This window comes from Mycobacterium paragordonae (genome assembly GCF_003614435.1).
GTDB lineage: Bacteria > Actinomycetota > Actinomycetes > Mycobacteriales > Mycobacteriaceae > Mycobacterium > Mycobacterium paragordonae.
This window is the reverse complement of record NZ_CP025546.1, coordinates 3,030,128-3,049,956: the sequence shown is the minus strand read 5'-3', so window position 1 is coordinate 3,049,956 and position 19,829 is coordinate 3,030,128. Positions and strand designations below refer to the sequence as shown.

At 67.5% G+C, this 19,829-nt stretch carries 12 protein-coding genes; 1 reads left to right on the top strand and 11 read right to left on the bottom strand.

Annotated elements, in window-relative coordinates; translation table 11 throughout:
* Positions 1–18: 18 nt before the first annotated feature.
* From C0J29_RS14050 to C0J29_RS14005, 10 genes are all read right to left on the bottom strand, one after another.
* Positions 19–2,940, bottom strand: coding sequence for an AfsR/SARP family transcriptional regulator (locus tag C0J29_RS14050; RefSeq protein ID WP_120792696.1), 2,922 nt, complete (start codon positions 2,938–2,940; stop codon positions 19–21).
* A 207-nt stretch (positions 2,941–3,147) separates the two neighbouring features.
* Positions 3,148–4,968, bottom strand: coding sequence for a PE family protein (locus C0J29_RS14045; RefSeq protein ID WP_120792695.1), 1,821 nt, complete (start codon positions 4,966–4,968; stop codon positions 3,148–3,150).
* 178 nt (positions 4,969–5,146) lie between these two features.
* A complete protein-coding gene (locus tag C0J29_RS14040) occupies positions 5,147–7,690 on the bottom strand; it encodes a PE family protein (protein ID WP_120792694.1) in 2,544 nt (847 codons plus the stop codon).
* A gap of 142 nt (positions 7,691–7,832) precedes the next feature.
* Positions 7,833–9,284, bottom strand: coding sequence for a PE family protein (locus tag C0J29_RS34390; protein ID WP_120792693.1), 1,452 nt, complete (start codon positions 9,282–9,284; stop codon positions 7,833–7,835).
* Between the two features lie 262 nt (positions 9,285–9,546).
* Complete coding sequence (gene folE / locus C0J29_RS14030; RefSeq protein ID WP_120792692.1) at positions 9,547–10,230, bottom strand: GTP cyclohydrolase I; 684 nt, start codon at positions 10,228–10,230, stop codon at positions 9,547–9,549.
* A gap of 131 nt (positions 10,231–10,361) precedes the next feature.
* A complete protein-coding gene (pheT, locus tag C0J29_RS14025) occupies positions 10,362–12,848 on the bottom strand; it encodes a phenylalanine--tRNA ligase subunit beta (protein WP_120792691.1) in 2,487 nt (828 codons plus the stop codon).
* Positions 12,848–13,891 (bottom strand): phenylalanine--tRNA ligase subunit alpha, encoded by a 1,044-nt coding sequence (gene pheS / locus C0J29_RS14020; protein WP_197748204.1) that lies wholly within the window; start codon positions 13,889–13,891, stop codon positions 12,848–12,850. Before pheS ends, pheT begins: the two co-directional genes overlap by 1 nt.
* Before the next feature lie 161 nt (positions 13,892–14,052).
* Positions 14,053–15,624, bottom strand: coding sequence for a PE domain-containing protein (locus C0J29_RS14015; RefSeq protein WP_120792689.1), 1,572 nt, complete (start codon positions 15,622–15,624; stop codon positions 14,053–14,055).
* A 209-nt stretch (positions 15,625–15,833) separates the two neighbouring features.
* Positions 15,834–16,643 (bottom strand): rhomboid-like protein, encoded by an 810-nt coding sequence (locus C0J29_RS14010; protein WP_240743902.1) that lies wholly within the window; start codon positions 16,641–16,643, stop codon positions 15,834–15,836.
* 9 nt (positions 16,644–16,652) lie between these two features.
* Positions 16,653–17,438, bottom strand: coding sequence for an adenylate/guanylate cyclase domain-containing protein (locus C0J29_RS14005; protein WP_269456455.1), 786 nt, complete (start codon positions 17,436–17,438; stop codon positions 16,653–16,655).
* A 346-nt stretch (positions 17,439–17,784) separates the two neighbouring features.
* Between C0J29_RS14005 and C0J29_RS14000 the strand changes: the two genes are divergently transcribed.
* Complete coding sequence (locus C0J29_RS14000; protein ID WP_065049054.1) at positions 17,785–18,828, top strand: oxygenase MpaB family protein; 1,044 nt, start codon at positions 17,785–17,787, stop codon at positions 18,826–18,828.
* 89 nt (positions 18,829–18,917) lie between these two features.
* Here the strand turns inward: C0J29_RS14000 and C0J29_RS13995 are convergent, their stop codons facing one another.
* The gene (locus tag C0J29_RS13995; RefSeq protein ID WP_120792688.1) at positions 18,918–19,712 is read right to left on the bottom strand and encodes a PE family protein; all 795 of its coding nucleotides are present in this window, start codon (positions 19,710–19,712) and stop codon (positions 18,918–18,920) included.
* Positions 19,713–19,829: the final 117 nt, after the last annotated feature.

The window sequence follows — 19,829 nt, the reverse complement described above, 5'->3', positions numbered from 1 at the left end:
CTTGGGTAGAGCGCCCGGCTACACCGAGGCGGTGCGCTGGGCATAGCGCTGCAGCGCCGAACGCGCCCGAGCCACTACCTCGGCCCCGTCGGCATCCGCGTCGCCGTGGGCAGCGAAACGTGCCGCACCCAAACTCTCCTGCAGCGCCGACAGCTGGTCGGCGTGTAACGGGGATCCCTTCCCCGCTTTGAGCTGCGCCCAGTGCAGGAATGCAACATCGTCCTCAGCGCCGAGTCGAGCCAGCAACCGCGTCACATAGCGCAGGCTGATCCACAGTTCGGTCCAGTCGCCTACCCGGTCCCAATGGTCCAGCACGTCGTCGAACAATTGCGCTGCCGCGACCGGGTCACCGTGCACTGCGCGAGTGGCGGCAGCTTCCATCAACGCGATGCCGTACCACCAGAAGTTCTGCACGTCGCCGGCCAGGCTCGCGGCCTCGTCGAACAGCGCCAGCGCTCGGCCTGGCTCGGACCTCTTGAGCAGGAAAGCCAGCCCGAAATAGGCGGTGGACCGGGCCGTCGGATTGCCGGTCGTTTCGGCGATTTCCACGCCTTCGCGCGCAGCCGGCAAGTACGGGTCGAAATCGCCTCCCAGCACCCCGTGCAGGACGGCGCCGGTGGAAAGTGTCTGCCCCAGCCGGATCGGATTGCTGCCCTGCCGGGCCACCGCGACCTGTTCGTCCCAGTAGTTGAGAACCTGCTCGGCCTTGTCTTCGAAGAGATCCAGATCAGCGAGCACATCTCCGGGATATGCGATCCGCGACGTACCCGGTCCGGGCACCCGCCCCCCGGCCAGCTCCGCCAGGCTTCGTGCTGTCGCATACTCGCCGCGGGCCCAGGCTCCCCTGGCGGCCGTGCCGACCACGGCCGGATACAGCGGATGATCGGAATCGGCGGCCGCGGCGACGCGTTCGGCCCACCGGAAAACCTCATAACCGACGCGGATACCGAATATCTCCGCGCAGGCGGCGACCAACCGCAACGCCAGGTCGATGTTGTGGTCGGACATCGCCCGCTCGAACGCCGTGCGCAGGTTGTCGTAGTCGGGCAGAACCCGCTCGATCCATTCGCGTTCCTCGGCGGTCTCCACGCCGGCTCCCGCCCGCTCGGCCAGATCGGTGAAGTACTCCGCGTGGCGAATCATCAATTGTTGTTCGGTCCCTGATTCCTGCAGGCGTTCTCGTCCGTAGGCGCGCAGGGTTTCCAGCACGGCATAGCGGGTGCGGTCGGTGACGTTGCGCACCACCACCATCGACTTGTCGACTAAACCCGCCAGCACATCCAGCGTGTCGTCCTCGTCGCCCCCGGCACACACGACGTGAGCGGCCGCCAAATCAAACGACCCCGCGAACACCGACAACTGCGCAAAGAATGCCTGCTCAGCCTCGGTCAGCAACCGGTACGACCAGTCGATGGTGGCCACCAGACTCTGCTGACGCGGCAACGCCCCCCGCATGGCACCCCGCAGAAACCCCAGCCGATCCAACCGGCGCACCACATCAGCCGCACTCATCACCCGCATCCGCGCCGCCGCCAGTTCGACGCCCAAGGGCAGACAATCCACTCGCCGGCAGATTTCAGCCACCACCCCGGCGGACTGGCCCTCCGCCCCGAACCCCGGGACCCCCGCCCGCGCCCGATCCACAAATAACCGCGTCGCATCCTCCACCGACAGCGGCGCAATCGCCACCATCTGCTCGCCCTCGACCCCCAACCCCTGCCGACTCGTGGCCAGCACCGACACCCCCGGACACTGACCCACAATCCGCTCGGCCAACCCCGCCGCCGCTTCCACCACGTGCTCGCAGTTATCCAAGACCAGCAACGCCGACCGCGACCGCAGGTACTCGATCACCGACTCCTCGACGCCCATCCCGTGCTGCTGACGCAATCGCAACGCCGCCGCCACCGCATGCCCCACCGCCTCGCCGTGCTCCAAGGGCCCGAGCTCGCACAGCCATACCCCGTCGGCAAATCGCTGCTGGTCACGGCGCGCCACCTCCCATGCCAGCCGCGTCTTACCCACACCCCCAACCCCGACCAGCGTCACCAGCGGTCCGACCCGCAACGCCGCCACTGTCTGCGCCAACTCCCGCTCGTGACCGACGAAACTCGTCGCACGCCGCAGCAACCCCGAATGCGGTCGATCACACACCACCGGACGCACCGGCACGACGTCCACAGCGACCGCCGGCTCCGTGCGATGGCGCGCTTCACCGGCAAGGATCTGCTGGTGAACGCGGGCCAGCGCGGGGCTGGGCTCGACGCCGAGTTCCTCGACGAGCCGGAGTCTGGTGCGGCGATAGGTCTCCAGCGCATCGGCCTGCCGCCCACACCGGTACTGCGCCAGCATCACCTGCCCCGCCAGCCGCTCATCGAGGGGATGCGCAGCCTGCGATGCGGTCAACTCCACCAGCAACTCACCATGACGACCCGCCCGCAAACCCACATCGTTGCGATCGAGCTCTACCGCGAACCGCTCCGCACGCACCGCACTGCGCACTTCGTTCACCCACGGCGTGTCGAGGAACATGAACGGCTCACCGGACCAGACCCCCAGCGCCTGATCGAACAACGCCGTCGCCTCCACCGGGTCAGCGCTCGCTCGCGCCCGCGCCGCCAGATCCCGGAACCGGTGCAGATCCACCGACAACGAATCCGCACCCAGCACGTAGCCCGAGGGTCCCCGGGAGATCGTCACGCCGTCGATGTCGGCCAGCAGACTCCGCAGGCGAGACACGTAGCCCGCCAACGAATTTCGGGCCCGACGCGGCGGCCGATCCGACCACACCCGATCCACCAACTGCTCCGGTGACACCGCGTGATTGACGTCGACCAGCAACGCGACCAGGACACACTGCCGTCGCGCATGCCCGATATCCAGCCGCTGCCCGTCCACACACACCTCGACGTCGCCGAGCAGGCGGAACTCGACCGTCATTCGGCCCTCTCTACCAGGCGACAGCAAACTAAACGTATTGGGTAAAGCAGAGCATACGTCGAGTCTTAACAGGCACCGCGGAAATCCCAGACCAATATGCCTTGGAGCCGCTCTATTAGCCGGCAATCGACCTTGACATCAGTCGCTCGTACAGGCGCCGATCCGATCAGACTGGCGCCCGGCCAACGCTTTTAGAGTTTTCGGCAGTTACGCCGCAGTGTTCGTGTATGCCATGGATTGGGCGATCTGCTGCGGCAGCGTGTTCAGCAGGAACGGGAAGATTCCGCCGAATTCTGTGCCGCCGAGAGGCACATTGAGGTTCGGAAGACCAGGAATGCCTAGTGCCTGGCTTAGCGGCACCGTAGCCGAAATCGGGTGTGGCGGAACCAGTAGACCGGTTAGCGGCAGGTGGGCAATCGTCGGAATGGTGATCGGGAGCGGCAGCAGAGGCACGGGGATGGTCACAGTCACCGGCAGCGGCTGATCGATCACCACTTCGCCGTTCAGGAATCCGTCGAGGATGAAGGCCGGTGTGTTGCCTATGGCGTTTGCCGCGCCCCACAGGTTGCCGGTAGCCATGGAGGCGGAAAACGCCGAGGCGCCCTGTGCCAGACCATTCAGGCCGGCGAAGGGCGGGCCCAATATGGCGAAGCCCAGTTGCAGCGGCAAACCAAAGATCGCCTCTCCGGCGAGACCGCTGGCCGCCGGGTTCAACAGATCGAGAGTCACGGCGAAATCTGCCGAAACGCCTGCGTTAGTAAGCGTGTTGACTCCATTGGCGAAGTTCTGCGCCATCATTCCTGGTATCGAGTTCGCCGGAATCAGGCTGGCGGCACCCTGCACCTGCTGACCCACGGCGGTCAGAATCGGCAGCAACGCTCCTGCCGGACCCTCCACCCCGATCGGCCCCGAGATCACGAGCTCAGGCTTCAGCAAATTCGAAACATCGACAGAAATCCCGAGACCGCTGGTGTCGAACCCGGTGATGAAGAGGTCCACAAGTGAGTGCGCTCCGTACTGCACCGCTTGGGGATACTGGCCTTGCTGGATCGCCATACCAGCGAGGTTCAAGTCCCGCTGAAATGTGGGGAACGTCTGCTGGATGCCTTCGCCGAACTTGGCCAGCTGCGTTCCCAGCGTGCCGTAGAAGCCGGTCGTCCCGTTGATGAACGCCTGAGCTCCCACTGCCGGGTTGAAGTGCGCCGCTTCCTGCAAGCCCAGTTGGATATTCGCCGGCACATTGCCCGGGAAGCCCTGCAGATTGAGCGCCAGCGCATTCCCCGCGAGTTGCGCGTAGTGAGCCTGGTTTACGGCGACCTGGCTCAAGATCGGGAACGGCCGGTAGTTGGCACCGAGATCGCTGAGGTTCCGGACGGTGTTCTCGAACAGGACTTGGTACGGGTTGGGCGCGGCAGCGACACCGGGTGCGGCGACGAGCTGGGGGAACAGGAGATTCTGCACGGAGGTCCCGATGCCCCCAAGGATCGGACCCAATTGTCCGGTAGCCCCGCTCAGACTGCCGAGTGCCGAATTCAGGGTGTTCGGGGACAGTAGCGACGGAAGCGACGGAAGGACGAAGTTGACTCCGCCCAGGTTGAGTCCACCGGTGCCGCCGGTGAGAGGGCCGAGGAGGCCGCCGCCGCTGGTGGTTCCGCCGCCGAGCAGCCCGCCGAGCAGGCCTCCGAGCGGGTCGGTTGGCGCAGCCGTTGGGAAACCCGTGGCGCCGCTCAGAAGAGTCTGTTCAGCGTTGGCGATGTCGGCGGACAGATAGGCGGCTGCGCTGCCGTTCAGCAGCCGCACGAACTCGGCGTGGAATGCCGCGGCCTGAGAGTTGACTGCCTGGAAGTCCTGTCCGTACGCGCCGAACAGACGGGAGATCGCTGCGGAGATTTCGTCGGCTGCAGCCTCTGCGATGCCGGTCGTTGGAGCTGCGGCAGCCTCGGCGGCCGCTGTGATCGAAGACCGAATATCAGCCAGTTGTCCGGCTGCCGCGGTAACGAAATCCGGCTCTGCGATCACAAATGACACGGTCGCCCCCCTCGTTGTACACCCGATGTACACGCGCAGGTACCCACTGCCGACGGTTTTCAAACGTGGGATTAGCGGGTGTTACTGCGGGACGCATCACGTCGCGCGGTCGAGACCGCTTGCACGCTGACGCACGGCGCGTTCGCGTCGATAACCGACGCTCAGCGCCGCCCGGCAGCTACGCGATGGCGTTGGCGAGCTGCCCGGGTGCGTAACTCAGCAGGGCGGGAACGATACCTCCGGCGGGCGTCCCACCGAGTGTGACGGAGACCGGGCCGATCACAGGGGCGACCACGTTAGCCACCAACGGCCTGAGCGGCGAGAGGATCCCTCCAACGGGTATATCGAGCGTCACCGGGACGCCCGCCGTGGCCGACAGCGGCAGTTCCAGCGGCAGCACAGCCTCGCCATTGAGGAAGCCGTCGGCGATATTCGCCGGCGCACCGATCAGTGCGGTCGCTGCCGCCGGGATATTTCCGGCCTGCAGAGCACTCGTTACCGCAGTTGCGCTGTCTGCAAACGCCAGCGCTGTGGTGATCGGCGAACCAACAGCGTTGAGCGTCATCGCCAGCGGCAAACCAACGGTCGCCGCCCCAGTCAAGGTTGTGGTGTCAAGCGTGAAGGCGATGTTCGTGTCCAGGACCGTCCGAAGCACGTTCGTGAAGTTCTGCGAAATGTCGCCGGGGATGGTCAGCGGGGGGAACAGGTCTCCCACGGTGCCGAGCAGTTGAATATTGGCGAAGTCACTTGCGTTGATGCCGCTGACGAAGAGTCCGACCAAAGCGCCGGCCACGTCGCCGGCTCGCAGGCTCGCAGGCACATTGGCCAGCCCGATAGTGAAGTCCCGGGTGGCACTGGTAAGCGCCGTGAAGGTCAGCGAAGCGTAGTTGAACTGGTTGGTGAGGAACTGGTTCAGGAATGGCACCGGATCGGCCAGCCATGTATTGCTGATGCTCTGCAGGTTGGCGCGCGTGTTGTTCAGCAGGTCTTCATAGGGCCCAAGCGGCGAAGCGGTGCTCGCAGCTGAAAACGACATCGCAGCGGCGACTGGTGAACCGCCCGTCCCGAGCAGCCCATTGGTGCCGGCATTGCCCGGAACTCCTGCGGCGCCTCCGCCGGGGGTTCCCCCCGCCCCGGCTGCGCCGCCGGCGCCGCCGGTACCGAACAACGTGGCATTGCCGCCATCGCCGCCGTTCGCGCCGTTTCCGGCTGACCCGAGAGCGTTCGCGCGGGGCCCGCCGGCCCCGCCGGCCCCGCCGTCCCCGCCGTTCCCGTACAGCAGTCCGCCGTTGCCGCCGACGCCGGCAGCGCCGCCGTGCCCGCCCCTTCCGCCGGTAGTGCCGCCAACGCCGCCGGCTCCGCCGGCCCCACCGGCACCACCGTTGCCGATCAGCACCCCGGCGCTACCCCCGTTACCGGCGGCGCCGCCGTCACCGCCAGCGAAGAGCAAACTGCCTGCGCCGCCTGTGCCGGCGGCCCCACCGGCCCCACCGTTACCAAAGAAGCTGGCGTTCCCGCCGGCCCCACCGTTACCACCCGCGCCGCCGCCGAGGGTAGTGCCGTCCCCACCGGTGCCGCCGGCCCCACCGGCCCCACCGTTACCGCCCAGCAGTCCTCCGGTGCCGCCGTTCCCGCCGAAGCCGCCAGAAAGGCCGAGGAGGCCGGGAACCACAACGCCGCCGCCGCCGTTCGCGCCGTTCCCGCCGTTGCCGAGGATCCCGACGCTGCCGCCGGTGCCGCCTGCCGCGCTCACGGCGCCGCCAGCGGCGCCGCCGGTGCCGCCATTCCCGATCATGGTATTTCCGCCGGCACCACCCGCACCGGCGAGGCTCGAGCCGCCGTCTCCGCCGTCGCCGAAGAAGGCATTACCGCCGGCACCGCCCGCCGCCGTGTCGCTGGACGCGCCATTGCCGCCGTTGCCGAACAGACCACCGGCCGCACCGGCCTGCCCAGACCCGGCGCCGGCGTCGCCGCCGTTACCGTAGAAAACTCCCGCGCGACCGGCGGTACCGCCCGTCGGGCCGCCGCCGCCGTTCCCACCGTCGCCGAACAGCACGGCGTTCCCGCCGGCGCCGCCGGCTCCGGTCCCGGTCGCTCCGACGCCACCAGCACCGCCGGCACCGCCGTTGCCGGACAACAGGCCACCAGCACCACCGGCGCCACCGGCCCCGCCGACTGCCGCGCCAGCACCGCCGGCACCGCCCATCCCGCCGTTGCCGATCAAACCGGCCGCCCCGCCGGCACCGCCCGCGCCGCCGCTCGGTCCACCGGCCCCACCTTTGCCCCCGTCGCCGTACAAGATTCCGCCCGGCGCACCGTTGGTCCCGGGGTTCGACCCGGTCCCGTCCTGGCCATTGGCGCCGTTGCCGATCAAGGGGCGTCCCAGCAGTGTCTGGGTGGGCGCGTTCACCGCGTCGAGCACGGCCTGTAACGGCGACGCATTGGCCGCCTCGGCCGCGGCGTACGCCGCCGCTCCGCCGTTCAGCAAACTCACGAATTCGGCGTGAAACGCCGTCGCCCGGCTGCTGAGCGCTTGGAACTGCTCGCCGTAGCTGCCGAACAACTGCGAGATGGCCGCCGATATCTCATCGCCCGCAGCAACCGCGAGACCCGTCGTCGGACCCGCCGCGGCCGAGGCTGCCGACCCCAGAGCCGTGCGTATGCCCGCTAAATTGTCCGCCGCAGCAGTGACCAGATCCGGCGTAGCAACCAAGTACGACATCTGCGGGCTCCCTCGCTCCGTTGCGGAGTTCACCTGACGTTCATCAGGGCATGAGGGAGCCTAAGGCGGAGTTGTGTCCGCACGCGGCAAAACCGGCCAAATAGAGAATTCGGACGGCGGGCAAGTGGGCCCCGCCCAATCGCTACCCGAACACCAGGGGCGGAATTACCGGCGCCGGCGCACCCAGAGCGGCCGCGAGGCTCTGCGGCAGGAAGTCCAACAGGCCCGGAATCAAGCCGCCGATCGGAGTACCGGTAACGGTCGAATTGAAGGTCAGTCCCGGGACACCGAGTAGCTCAGCCGCATCCACAACTGCGGTGTACGGAGCGGCGGGCACGAGAAGCCCACTCAGCGGCAGGTTGAGGGTGGTGGGCGCGCCGAGGGCCTCGATGGTGATGGGCAAGCTCATTTGACCATTCAGGAAGCCGTCCGCGAAGGCTGCGGGTGCACCGAGGACAGTGCTCGCAGCCCCCAACACATCTCCGCTCTGAACTGCACCGGCGAACGTCGTAGCGCTGACCCCCAGGGCATTGAGGCCGTTGGCGGGCGCTCCTAAAGCCTCGATGGCCAGCGTCAGTGGCAACCCCATGTGAGCATCGATCGTCACCCCGAGGCCGAACGGTCCATTGGGGTCGACGATCAGTCCAACCGTTGAGGTGACGCCGGTGTCGGTCAGCGTGTTCACCAGATTGGTGAAGTGCTGCGCCACCTGAGCCGGGACGGAGCCCACTGGCAGCAGATCGGTGAAGTTCTGTGCCATCTGCCCGGGGATTGCCACGATGGGGAACAGATCGCCCAACGCACCGGTGGGCGTCACCGTGATGACTCCGTCAGCCCCGGTGACCGTGTTGAAACCGGAGAAGAATGGGTTGAGGAAGCCGCCGCCGATCAGCTCCAGACCACCGGTGACATCACCCGCAGCAAAAGCCTGCGAGGCAGCCTGGAAACTCGAGGGCAGCGCGCTGAAACCGGCGACAAGGTCGTTCCCGGCGTGCTGCAGCGAACTGGCGACCACCTGCCCGAACCCGATCTGCTGGTTGACGATCCCCTGCAACGCGGCCAACGGATTGGCCGTCGAAAGCGCGTTCAGCCCGGCCTCGATACTGGCCGGCGCGTTCGCGAAGCCCGTGGCAATCTGCGGACCGTAGCCGGACAGGTTGCTGGCCAACTGGGTCAACACCGGCGCCGGATGGGCGGCCAGTGCGCCGCTCAGGGCCTGCAGATTAGCGGCCGTGTTGGCAGCCAGTGCCTGGTAAGGCGCGGCTACCGCATCGGCGAAGCCCACGAGGCCCGTTCCAGACAGCGTCTGCGCACCGGCAGCCTCGGCACTCGCATAGGCGCCCGCCCCTGCGTTCAGCAGTCCGACGAACTCGTCGTGAAACGCCGCGGCCTGTGCACTGATGGCCTGGAATTCCTGGCCGTGCGCACCGAACAGCTGAGCAATCGCTGCCGAGACCTCGTCGGCACCGGCAGCCAGCACCGCGGTGGTCGGAACTGCGGCTGCCGTCGTCGCCTGGCCCAACGCCGAGCTGATCCCGGTCAGATTCTGGGCGGCCGCCTCGACTAACTCCGGTGCCGCAAACACGAACGACATATCTTCTCCTCCACTACCCCGATAGTGACCGGCGGTCATCTGCCGCCGCAGAGATGAATTCAAACTGATATCGGACGCATGTGCAAAAGGCTCAGCCGACTCGCAGCGTTCTCGAACTCAGCAGGCAGAAAGCCCGCAGTGCCGACCAGGCATGATCACGAGACGCGATTGTTTGCATCTAAATTTGTCATAGCTCTGAGCGGCCAATGACCCGCCTCCACGCATGGTGGCCAGCAGCCCGCCTGCCGTCAGGAGACCGCCATCAGCGGCGCAGCGAACGCACCTCGGCGAGGAATTCGCGGCGCAGATCGGCGTCCGCGAACTCGCCGCGCCAGACCGTCGTCGTGGTGCGTGAGTGTTCCGCGACTCCCCGAACGTGAGTGCACAGGTGTGCGGCTTCCAGGTGCACCGCAACGCCGCGCGGTTCGATCAGGGCAGTCAGCCCGTCGGCGACCTGCTCGCCGAGTCGCTCCTGAACAGTGAACCGGCGCGCGAAGAGCCGGACCAGCCGCGTCAGCTTCGAGATACCGATGATCTGGTCGCCGGCGATGTAGCCGATGAACGCGGTTCCGAAGAACGGCAGCGCGTGATGTTCGCAGAGGCAGTTGAAGTCGATCGGCCCCTCGATCACTTGCGAGGGCGCGGCTTCCAGGGTGCCGCCGCGCTCGGCGGGGAAGCTCGTCGCGAGCTTGGGATCACCGTCATATCCAGCAGTGATGTCGTAAAGCGCCTTCAGGAAGCGCTTCGGGGTTTCCCGGGTGCCCGGTGTCTGCAGGTCCAGCCCGAATGCGCTGAAGATCTCGGCGATCGACGCCTCGAACCGGTCCCATTGCGCCGGAGAAACAGCTCGCGACGGAGTTTCGAACCAGCGGCCGGTCAGGTCCGGAAGCACCCCCGCAGCGGTCATCTCGATGACGTTGTCCGGTTGATCGGCCAAGCTCGTCATGCAGGCTCCTCGCCGACGGCGCCGGGAAGCGGGGGTGTGTCAGCAAACTGACACGATAAATTTACGCAGGTGGTGAGCTCGGGCACAACCCCGGAACTTACGCGCCGGCAAGCGATGCCCAGCTACGGAGCTCAGCTACGTAGTTCAGCCCCGAGCCGCTCGGCGGCGCAGCGCACCGCGGCATCGCGGGCGGCGGTGGCGTCGTCTTCGGTGAGGGTGCGATCCGGCGCCCGGAACCGCAGTGCGAACGTCAACGATTTGCGTTCCTTGCCGATCTGCGGGCCGGCGAAGACGTCGAACAACTGCAGGTGCTCGAGTAGTTCGCCGGCCCCTTCGCGCACCGCGTCCTCGACGGCCTGTGCGGGGACGTCGTCCGCGACCACCAGGCTGACGTCCTGAAAAACGGCCGGGAATGGCGACACCCGGGGCGCGGGCGGCACTCCGCCGACGGGAATGGCGTCCAGGTTCAACTCGATCGCGCAGGTCCCCTTGGGCAACCCGGCGCGCTCGATGACGGCCGGGTGCAGCTGCCCCGCATGCCCGACGACGGTGCCCGCGGCCAGAACTTCGGCACACCGGCCGGGATGCCACGGCAGGTACTGAGCGGCGCGGAACGTGACGTCGACACCGCTGGCGCGCGCGATGATCCGCACCGCCTCGAACGCATCCGCGGCTTCCACGGGTCGGCCCGGCCCCCAGGGCCCGCGGGGTTCACGCAACCCCGCCAACACCGCGGCGACGTGCTGGGGTTGCCGCGGCAGCGATGCATCCAGGGTGGCGATCTCGGCGTCGGTGGGCCGACGGTGGACCGGGATGAGATCGACGGCACGGGTCTGCTCGGTGGGTTGCACCACCTGTGCGACGGCGAACAGTGCGACGTCCGCCAGGCCGCGGGAGACGTTGCGGTGCAGGGCTTCCAGCAGGGCCGGCAACAATGTGGTGGCCAGGTGCGGGCGGTCGGCTTCCAGCGGATTGATCACATGGGTGGTGCTGCGCCGCGGATCCTCGGCGGGCAGTCCCCACAGATCGAACACACCGGCCGGCAGGAACGGCGTCGGGAGGATCTCGACGTAGCCGGACAAGGCCAGCGATTTGCCGATGGCTCGGCGTCGCTGTTGGGTGGCGGTCAGTCCCCGCCCCGAGGGCGCCGACGGCAGCACCGACGGGATCGCCTCGAGACCCTCGAGCCGGAGCACCTCTTCGACCAGATCGGCGGGCTGCCGCAGGTCCGGACGCCAGCTTGGCGGCGTGACGGTCAGCATGCCGCCGTCTTGCTGGACCCGGGCGCCGACCTGCGTCAGGCGCCGTGCGGTGGTGCCCGGCGGGTACGCCACGCCGGCGATGCGGTCCGGCAGGTCGGCCGGGATCTCGACCGAGGGCGGCGACCAGTCCGCACGCGGCGGGTCGCCCCGCCAGTCGGTCAGGGCGGGTTCGGCGACTCCCCCGGCGATGTCGACGAGCAACCTGGCACACCGGTCCAGCACGGCTACCGAGATGGCCGGGTCGACGGCGCGCTCGTACCGGCGCGCCGCCTCGCTGGGCAGGTGCAGCCGTCGCTGCGTTCGCGATATCGCCGCCGGATCCCAGACCGCGGCCTCGATCAGCACGTCGGCCGAGTCGGCGCGGACCTCGGTGCTGTCGGCGCCCATCACGCCGCCGATCGCCGCGGTCGCGACGTCGTCGACGATCAGCACATCGACCGGCTCCAGCTTGCGTTCAATGTCATCGAGGGTGACGACCGTTTCCCCGGGCCGCGCAAAGCGCACCCGGAAGCCGCCGGTGATGCGGGCGCGGTCGTGGGCGTGCATGGGGTGACCGAGTTCGAGCATCACGTAATTGGTGACGTCGACCGCGGGCGAGGTGGCGCGGATGCCGCACAGCAGCAGCCGGCGCTGCAGCCACCACGGTGACACCGCCGCCGGATCGATCCCGGTGACCGGGCGCAGCGCGAACCGGCGCACGCCGGTTGCGGGGTCCACCGTCAACGGCCACGCCTCACCCTGAGCCGGCAAGGGCTCCACAGCAGCGGGATCGACGAAGTGCAGGTCGTAGGCGCATGCGATCTCGCGCGCCAACCCGCGCACCGACAGGCCGTAGCCGCGATCGGGGGTGATGGCCAGGTGGAACACCACGTCGTCCAGCCCCAGCACCGCGGCGCCGTCGGCGCCCGGTTCCGCAGTACCCGGCGGCAGCACCAGAATCCCGGAATGGTCCGCCCCCAGGCCGAGCTCGGCCGCAGAGCAGATCATCCCGTTGGAGTTGCGGCCGTAGGTCTTGCGCGCGGCGATCGTGAAATCTCCGGGCAGGGTGGCTCCGGGTAATGCCACCACCACCAGATCGCCAACAACGAAATTTGTTGCGCCACAGACGATTTCCTGCGGCTCGGGGTTGCCGACATCGACCAGGCACGCCCGGATCGGTTTCTTGAAACCGCTGAGTTCCTCGATCTCGGACACCCGGCCGACGGCCAGCGGGCCCTCCACCGGACCAAGCCTGGCGACGTCTTCCACCTCGTGACCGATGCGCACCAGGGCTTGCTCGAGCTCACCGGGGCCGACATCCCATCCCGGCGCCCCGGCCGAAACGACCTCACGCAGCCAGCTGTACGGAATACGCATCAGGCCCCCACCCCGAACGGCAGCGAGAACCGGATGTCGCCTTCGACCATGTCGCGCATGTCGGGTATCCCGTTGCGAAACTGCAGGGTTCGCTCCAGTCCCATGCCGAAGGCGAAGCCGGAGTAGACCTCCGGGTCGATGCCGGCGGCCCGCAGGACGTTGGGATGCACCATGCCGCAGCCACCCCACTCGACCCAGTCGGCACCGCCCTTCTTGCCCTCGAACCAGACGTCCACCTCGGCGGACGGTTCGGTGAACGGAAAGAAGTGCGGGCGCATCCGGGTGCGCGCCAACGGCCCGAATTCGGAGCGGGCGAACGCGTCGAGGGTGCCACGCAGGTGAGCCATGGTCAGCCCGCGGTCCACGGCCAAGCCCTCGACCTGGTGGAAGACGGGGGTGTGGGTGGCGTCGAGTTCGTCGGTGCGGAACGTCCGGCCGATGGAGATGATGTAGACGGGCAGGTCGCGCTCGAGCAGGGTGCGTACCTGCACCGGGGAGGTGTGGGTGCGGAGAAGCTGCCGGGAGTCCTCCGGCGCGATGTAGAAGGTGTCCTGTTCGCTGCGCGCCGGGTGATCGGGCGGGAAGTTGAGGGCGTCGAAGTTGAACTGCTCGGTTTCGACCTCGGGCCCCTCGGCGAGTTCCCACCCCATGGCGACGAATGTGTCGGCGATGTGCTCGGCCAGCATGGTGATCGGGTGCCGCGCGCCCGTCGGCTGCCGGGTCGAGGGCAGCGTCACGTCGATGCGCTCCGCTACCAGCACTGCCGCGTCGCGCTCGGCCCGCAGAGTGGCCAGGCGCTCGTCGTAGCTGCGTTGGGCGTCGGTGCGGGCCACATTGACGCGTTTGCCCGCGTCGGCGCGCTGATCCTTGGGCAGGCTGCCCAGGGCCTGCCGGGCCAGGGCCAGCGGGGAGCGGTCGCCGAGGTAGTCGGTCTTGGTTTGCGCGAGCGCATCCAGACTGCCGGCGGCCGCGATGGCCTGCTGGGCGGCCTCGACCGCCTTGGCAAGAGCTTCCGGCGACAGGTCGACGGGTTGATCACCCACGCGGCGGCACTCTCCTTGCTGAGGCTGGTCGGGCGCCCGGCCTCTACCCCGCGCGATGGGCTCGAGCGCGGCCCGCACGGTCGGCGGGAGGGTCACGGCACGGGTGTGACGCAACTGCCGATCATAAGTCATGGTCGGTTGTGTTCCGGATCACGGAAAGCTCAGGAGTCGAATTGCTCGAAGGTCTGGGAGAACTCCCACGGGTTCTGCGCCACTCCGCTGCTGGTGTTCGACAGCATCCCCAGTGGGCCCGGGAAGTCGCGGTTTGCCGACCACATGTGCAGTCCGCCGAGGTTGTTCTGTTCGGCGAAGGTAGTGAGCTTCTGGGCGTCGGCCAGGCTGAAGATCTCGGCCGGGTCGTCGTTGACGCCGATCATCGGGGTCACGTCGATCATCGACCAGATCTGCGCGCTGGTTTTCGTCGGATACAGCGGCACCAATTGGTCGTGGACGGCGGTGGCCGCCTGGATCGCGTAGTCGCCCATCTTCCCGCCGTACGGCAGGGACGGGTCGTAGTAATCCATCGCCATGATGTTCACGTGGCTGATCTGCACGTTGCTGTCGACGGCAATCTGAACGGCCCGCAGACCGTCGGCGGTCAGGCCCGTCGGCATCACCGGGAGCGTGAATGAGACATCCACCGGCTTGCCGGCGGCGATGCCACTGGTCTGCAGTGCCGCGATCGCCTGCGAGCGCAGCTTGAGCGAGGCCGTGTCCCCCAGGGCCGCACCTTCGATGTCGAAATCCAGCTTGTGAATCCCGTAGGCGTTCATCACCGAGGTGTACTTGGCGGCCAACTGAGCCGCTGTTCCGCCGGTCAGCGCGAGTTCCTGGTTGGCCGCGCCGCCGAAGGAGATGGTGGCATTGATGCCGGCGGCGCGCATGGCGTCCATCTGGCCGTTGATCTGGTAGAGCAGGTTGCCGTTTGCGACGGTGCCGCCGTTTCCGATCGTGTACTCGGTGAAGCCGCCCCAGGCCGGCTGTCCGGCGGCATTGGCGGTGATGAAGCCCAGCGTGACGTCTTCGATGCTGCCGATCCGGCTGGCTCCGGTGAAGTCGAATTGGGGCCACAGCGTCATGTCGACGTAGGGAGAGAACACACCCGTGCCGACGGGTGGCGGCGGCGTGACGCTGCCGGCAAGCCCGGCGATCCCGGGGCGACCCAACAGCAGCCCGGCCCGCCCACCGGCGCCGCCGGGCGCTCCGGTGCCGCCGTTGCCGCCGGCACCGCCGTTGCCGAACAATCCGGCGTCCCCACCGGCACCGCCGGCCTGTCCGCTGGCGCCGGCCGCGCCCCTGCCGCCGTTTCCGACCAGCAGCCCGCCGTCGCCGCCGCGGCCGCCGGCCACCGAGGCGTCGGCACCGTCGCCGATCAACGGCCGGCCCAACAGCAACTGGGTGGGCGCGTTGACAACTCTGAGCAGCTGCTCCTCAATGGTCTGCAGGATCGAGGCGTTCGCTGCCTCGGCGGTGGCGAACGAATTCGCACTCGCGGCCAGGGCCTGCACGAATCGGGCGTGATAAGCCTCCAGCTGGGCGCTGAGCGCGCGGTATTCCTGGCCGTAGGCGCCGAACATCCCTGCTATCGCCGTGGACACCTCGTCGGCGGCGGCCGGCGCAAGCCTCGTCGTCAGTCCCGCGCCTGCATCGGCGGCCCTCACGGTGGAGTGGATATCTTCCAGGTCCGTCGCGGCACTGAGCAGCGACTCCGGATCGGCGATCACAAAGCTCATGGCATCCTCCGGTCGGTTCGACGCGCCCGGGTTACGTTGCCACGCGCCTGCACAATTTTCAATCGTCACGTGCCGGTCGAAAGTGGCGGCAGGAGACACTCGGCGCGCTGAACTGTGGGTTCATTCGGGTTGACGTCAACCTGGCGGCATTTCGGCGCCGGATTGAGCCGCCATATCCGAAGCGGATTCTAGTTTGCTGTCCCGCTTTTTCAGACCGTTGCGGGCTGCGCGCCGATGACCGTCTCGTCTGAGACGGCGTCCGCCGGCGTGCGAAGCGCGAGTCGGGCGCTGACGAAGTGGGCAATCAGCGCCCCTGACAGGCCGAACGCGATGCCGGCCGCCATGCCCCACATGCTGTGCGCCAGCATCAGGAAGCCGAAACCGGCGGATCCCAGCAGCATGAAGCACCGCACCGGCGTCCAGTGGATCGGAGCGCGGAACCGCAGCGAGACCAGCACACCGAGGGTGACCGCGACGGCGTGACCGGCGTTGGTGAATTCACCGCCGATGACCGCGGCCGTCACGCTCACCGTGATCCACCAGGTAATCCAGGCCGATCGGAACGGCCGCGGGATGGTGGCGGTCAGCGCACCGAGCGCCGCCAGCGCGCCGTAGCTCATCCCGACATCGCTGGCGTGCGTGATCGACCACGGCATCCAGCCCATCTGCACCGCCGTCGCCAACGCCGCCGCGACCACCAGCGTGGCACCGATGTGGCCGACCATGAACGCCACCAGCAGCCGGAGGGTGCGCAGGTGCAGTTCGGCCAGGACCAGCAGACAGGTCAGAAACGGCAGCCAGAACCACAACGGGCCGGCCTCGACGACGAAGGCACTACCGACCAGGGTGCCGAGCCGTCCGTGCGACAGGTTGTGCAGGTTCGTGCTGGCGTGACGGATCACGCGGTCGTGGGCCTGCGGGCTCAACATCAGCATCGTGGTGCTGACCGCGAACAGGGCCGCCACGTAGCCCACCGTGAAGCGGACGCGCGACAGCCGGGCGACAAGACTAGAAATCATCACCTTCCACTATGCATGGACGTTTGTCTCATTTGTGTTATCGCTGGTTGACAACTCTTTGTGAGTTTTCAGCCGGTAGATCGCCAAATCGGGCGGGATGCCGGTGAGTTTGCTGGCGAACATCGGCCGGCGCGCCCGCTTGGCCGTGACGCCCATCGCGTCCAGGTCACTCTGCGGAATGAGGTCCAGCGTCGGGCTGGAGATCATCACGCCGCCCTTGGTGGCGCGCTCCATGACCCGGGCCGCGATGTTCACGTCGACGCCCAGCCAGTCCGCGCCCAGCCGCTGTGGTCGGCCGGTGTGGATGCCCACCCGCATCCGGGGCCGATAACCCTCCACCTCAACGGACTTGATGGCCTCCTGGGCGGCGAGGACGGCCTTGACAGCAACTCCGGGACGACGGAAGACGGCCATGATGCCGTCACCCATCCGCTTGACGATATGCCCGCCGGCGTCCAACAGTGGGGACTCGACCGCCCGGGCGACCTGACGCAGCAACGTCAGGGCGGCGTCGTCCCCGGCCTGCAGCGACCACGTCGAGAAACCCACCAGATCGGTGAACACGAGCGTCACCTCAGGGTTTGCCGGTTTGCGCGAAACGGCCTCGGTCATCGCCTGCCAGACCTGTAGAACACCCAGGCTGACCTCGCGCGATGCCGCATCGCGATCGCCCAGAAGCCGGTCGGCGGCGCGTGCGGCGGCCCGCGGACCGCCGTCTCCCGCCGTCGACAACGGATCGCCGAACTCGGGATCGCCCGGCAGCAAGCGTCGCGCCCGCTTCACGAATGCCACCACGCCCGGACTGCGGTTGGTGTTGCTGAACCATTTGGCCGGAGAACGCCGGGGCCCGGCATCAGGAGAGGCATCGTCTTGCACCACCGCTGTCGCGGTCTCATCGGTCACGCCGGACTCCGCTTCGCCAGACCCGACCTCCACTCGGCAAGGGTAGGTGCTCTCGACGGAACCCGGCAACGAGGCCCACGCCACTTCTGTCACAAGTCGCGGTAAACCTGCTGATCACGCGCGTGCGGCGGTGCTGTGGAGAGTCCGTAACACAGATACGACGCATATGTCGATGTGCTAGACAACGCACGTTGTCACCATTATCGTGAGCCCAAAATGAGGCGCTTTGGAGGCCGTGATGACTGTTACCTCGACGACAGCGGCTGACCCCCTCGGGCCCGACTCGCTGACCTGGAAATATTTCGGGGATCTGCGCACCGGGATGATGGGTGTCTGGATCGGCGCAATACAGAACATGTATCCGGAGCTCGGCGCGGGGGTTGAGGAGCACTCCATCCTGCTGCGCGAGCCGCTGCAGCGAGTGGCCAGGTCCGTCTACCCGATCATGGGCGTGGTCTATGACGGTGACCGGGCGGCCCAAACCGGCCAGCAGATCAAGAGCTACCACCGCACCATCAAAGGAACCGACGGCGCGGGCCGGCGCTATCACGCGCTGAACCCCGAGACGTTCTACTGGGCGCACGCGACGTTCTTCATGCTCGTCATCAAGGTCGCGGAGTACTTCTGCGGCGGACTGACCGAAGCCGAGAAGCGTCAGTTGTTCGACGAGCATGTGCAGTGGTACCGGATGTACGGCATGAGCATGCGGCCGGTGCCCAACTCGTGGGAGGAATTTCAGGAGTACTGGGAGCGGGTCGGGCGCGAGGAGCTGGAGATCAACCAGGCGGTCCTGGACATCTTCCAGATCCGGATCCCCAAACCGAAGTTCGTGCTGATCCCTACTCCGATCTGGGACCAGATGTTCAAGCCCATGGTCGCGGGTCAGCGCTGGATCGCGGCGGGGCTCTTTGAGCCCGCGGTCCGGGAAAAGGCGGGCATGCGCTGGACCCCGGGCGATGAGGTGCTGCTGCGGGCATTCGGCAAGCTGGTTGAACTGGCGTTCCTGGCGGTGCCCGACGAGATCCGGCTGCACCCTCGGGCGTTGGCCGCCTACCGCCGCGCCGAGGGACGGATCCGCAGCGACGCGCCGTTGGTCGAGGCGCCCGCGTTCATGGCGCCACCGCGGGACCGTCGTGGGCTACCGATGCACTACTTCCCGCCCCGGCCCCGTTCGCCGCTCGAGCCGGCGCGGCTGATCATGGAGCGCGCCGGAGCGCTGGTGCACAGCACTCTGTCGATCGCCGGGCTGCGGCCGGCGCGCGGACGCAGCCGGGCCGCTTGAGACCCGTTGGATCAAACCGGGCGCCTGGGGCCGTTGGATCAAGCCCGGCGGCCTGGGGCCGCTAGATCAAACCCTGCGGCCTGGGGCCGCTAAATCAAACCGAGTGGCTGCAGGAATCGCGGGATGAAACCGAACTGGGTGCCCTGGAAATAGAACTCCCAGCCCAGCGCGGTAATCGAGCCGCCGGTGACGGTGGGTACCGTTCCGTTCACGGTGATCGCGACCGGGCCCAGCGGTGAGGGTCCGGACAGGGATCCGGTGAATCCTCCGGTCGGCGAGACGAGTAGGTTGCCGCCCGCCGACAGCCAGTTCACCGGGCCGAACGCCGTGTAGGCGGTGCCAGTCATATTGGCGGCGAAGCCGCCCACACTGGACAGGTCGGCAGGGATGATCGGTGCCGCACTGAGCGAAAACGATCCCACCGGACCCAGAGGACTGGTGAGGACCGCGGATTGGTACAACCCGCCTAAGCCGTAGCTCGAGGAGATCTGCAACGGGCCGTAATTGGAGTTCTGGCTAACCGTGGTGAGGCTGATGAAGGTGTCCAACGGGCTGGCCTCGGCCGCGCCCACCCCGCCGGCGTTCGCCAAAGTTTGCTGCACATTGGCGAATTCGGCACTCAGATACTGCGCGGCGCCGCCATTCAATAAGTTGACGAAGGTGTCGTGGTAGGCAGCGGTCTGCGCGCTCAGGGCTTGGAATTGTTGGCCGTGCCGGCCCAGCAGCGCCGTGATGGCCGCCGAGATTTCATCGAGTGCCGGGGCCGCGATTGCGGTGGTTCGGGCTGCCGCCGCCGCATTCGCCGTTCGTAGCCCGGCACCCACCGATTCCAGGCACCCACTGGCCGTCTTCAAAAGTTCTGGCACCACGGTTAATTGCGACATAGCCAACCCCTGCCCGAGAGTCTTGCGACGCGTCGACTATTCGACGTGAGGCGAATACTAACAGCGGGATATGCGATATCAGCTCAACGAATTCGCATGTCGCGGAGGAATTGCGTC

Excerpts from the sequence above, each read along its gene's own strand:
- C0J29_RS14050 (WP_120792696.1), bottom strand. The coding sequence starts at position 2,940 with ATGACGGTCGAGTTCCGCCTGCTCGGCGACGTCGAGGTGTGTGTGGAC.
- C0J29_RS14040 (WP_120792694.1), bottom strand. The coding sequence starts at position 7,690 with ATGTCGTACTTGGTTGCTACGCCGGATCTGGTCACTGCTGCGGCGGAC.
- C0J29_RS34390 (WP_120792693.1), bottom strand. The coding sequence starts at position 9,284 with ATGTCGTTCGTGTTTGCGGCACCGGAGTTAGTCGAGGCGGCCGCCCAG.
- folE (WP_120792692.1), bottom strand. The coding sequence starts at position 10,230 with ATGACGAGCTTGGCCGATCAACCGGACAACGTCATCGAGATGACCGCT.
- pheT (WP_120792691.1), bottom strand. The coding sequence starts at position 12,848 with ATGCGTATTCCGTACAGCTGGCTGCGTGAGGTCGTTTCGGCCGGGGCG.
- C0J29_RS14015 (WP_120792689.1), bottom strand. The coding sequence starts at position 15,624 with ATGAGCTTTGTGATCGCCGATCCGGAGTCGCTGCTCAGTGCCGCGACG.
- C0J29_RS14010 (WP_240743902.1), bottom strand. The coding sequence starts at position 16,643 with ATGATTTCTAGTCTTGTCGCCCGGCTGTCGCGCGTCCGCTTCACGGTG.
- C0J29_RS14000 (WP_065049054.1), top strand. The coding sequence starts at position 17,785 with ATGACTGTTACCTCGACGACAGCGGCTGACCCCCTCGGGCCCGACTCG.
- C0J29_RS13995 (WP_120792688.1), bottom strand. The coding sequence starts at position 19,712 with ATGTCGCAATTAACCGTGGTGCCAGAACTTTTGAAGACGGCCAGTGGG.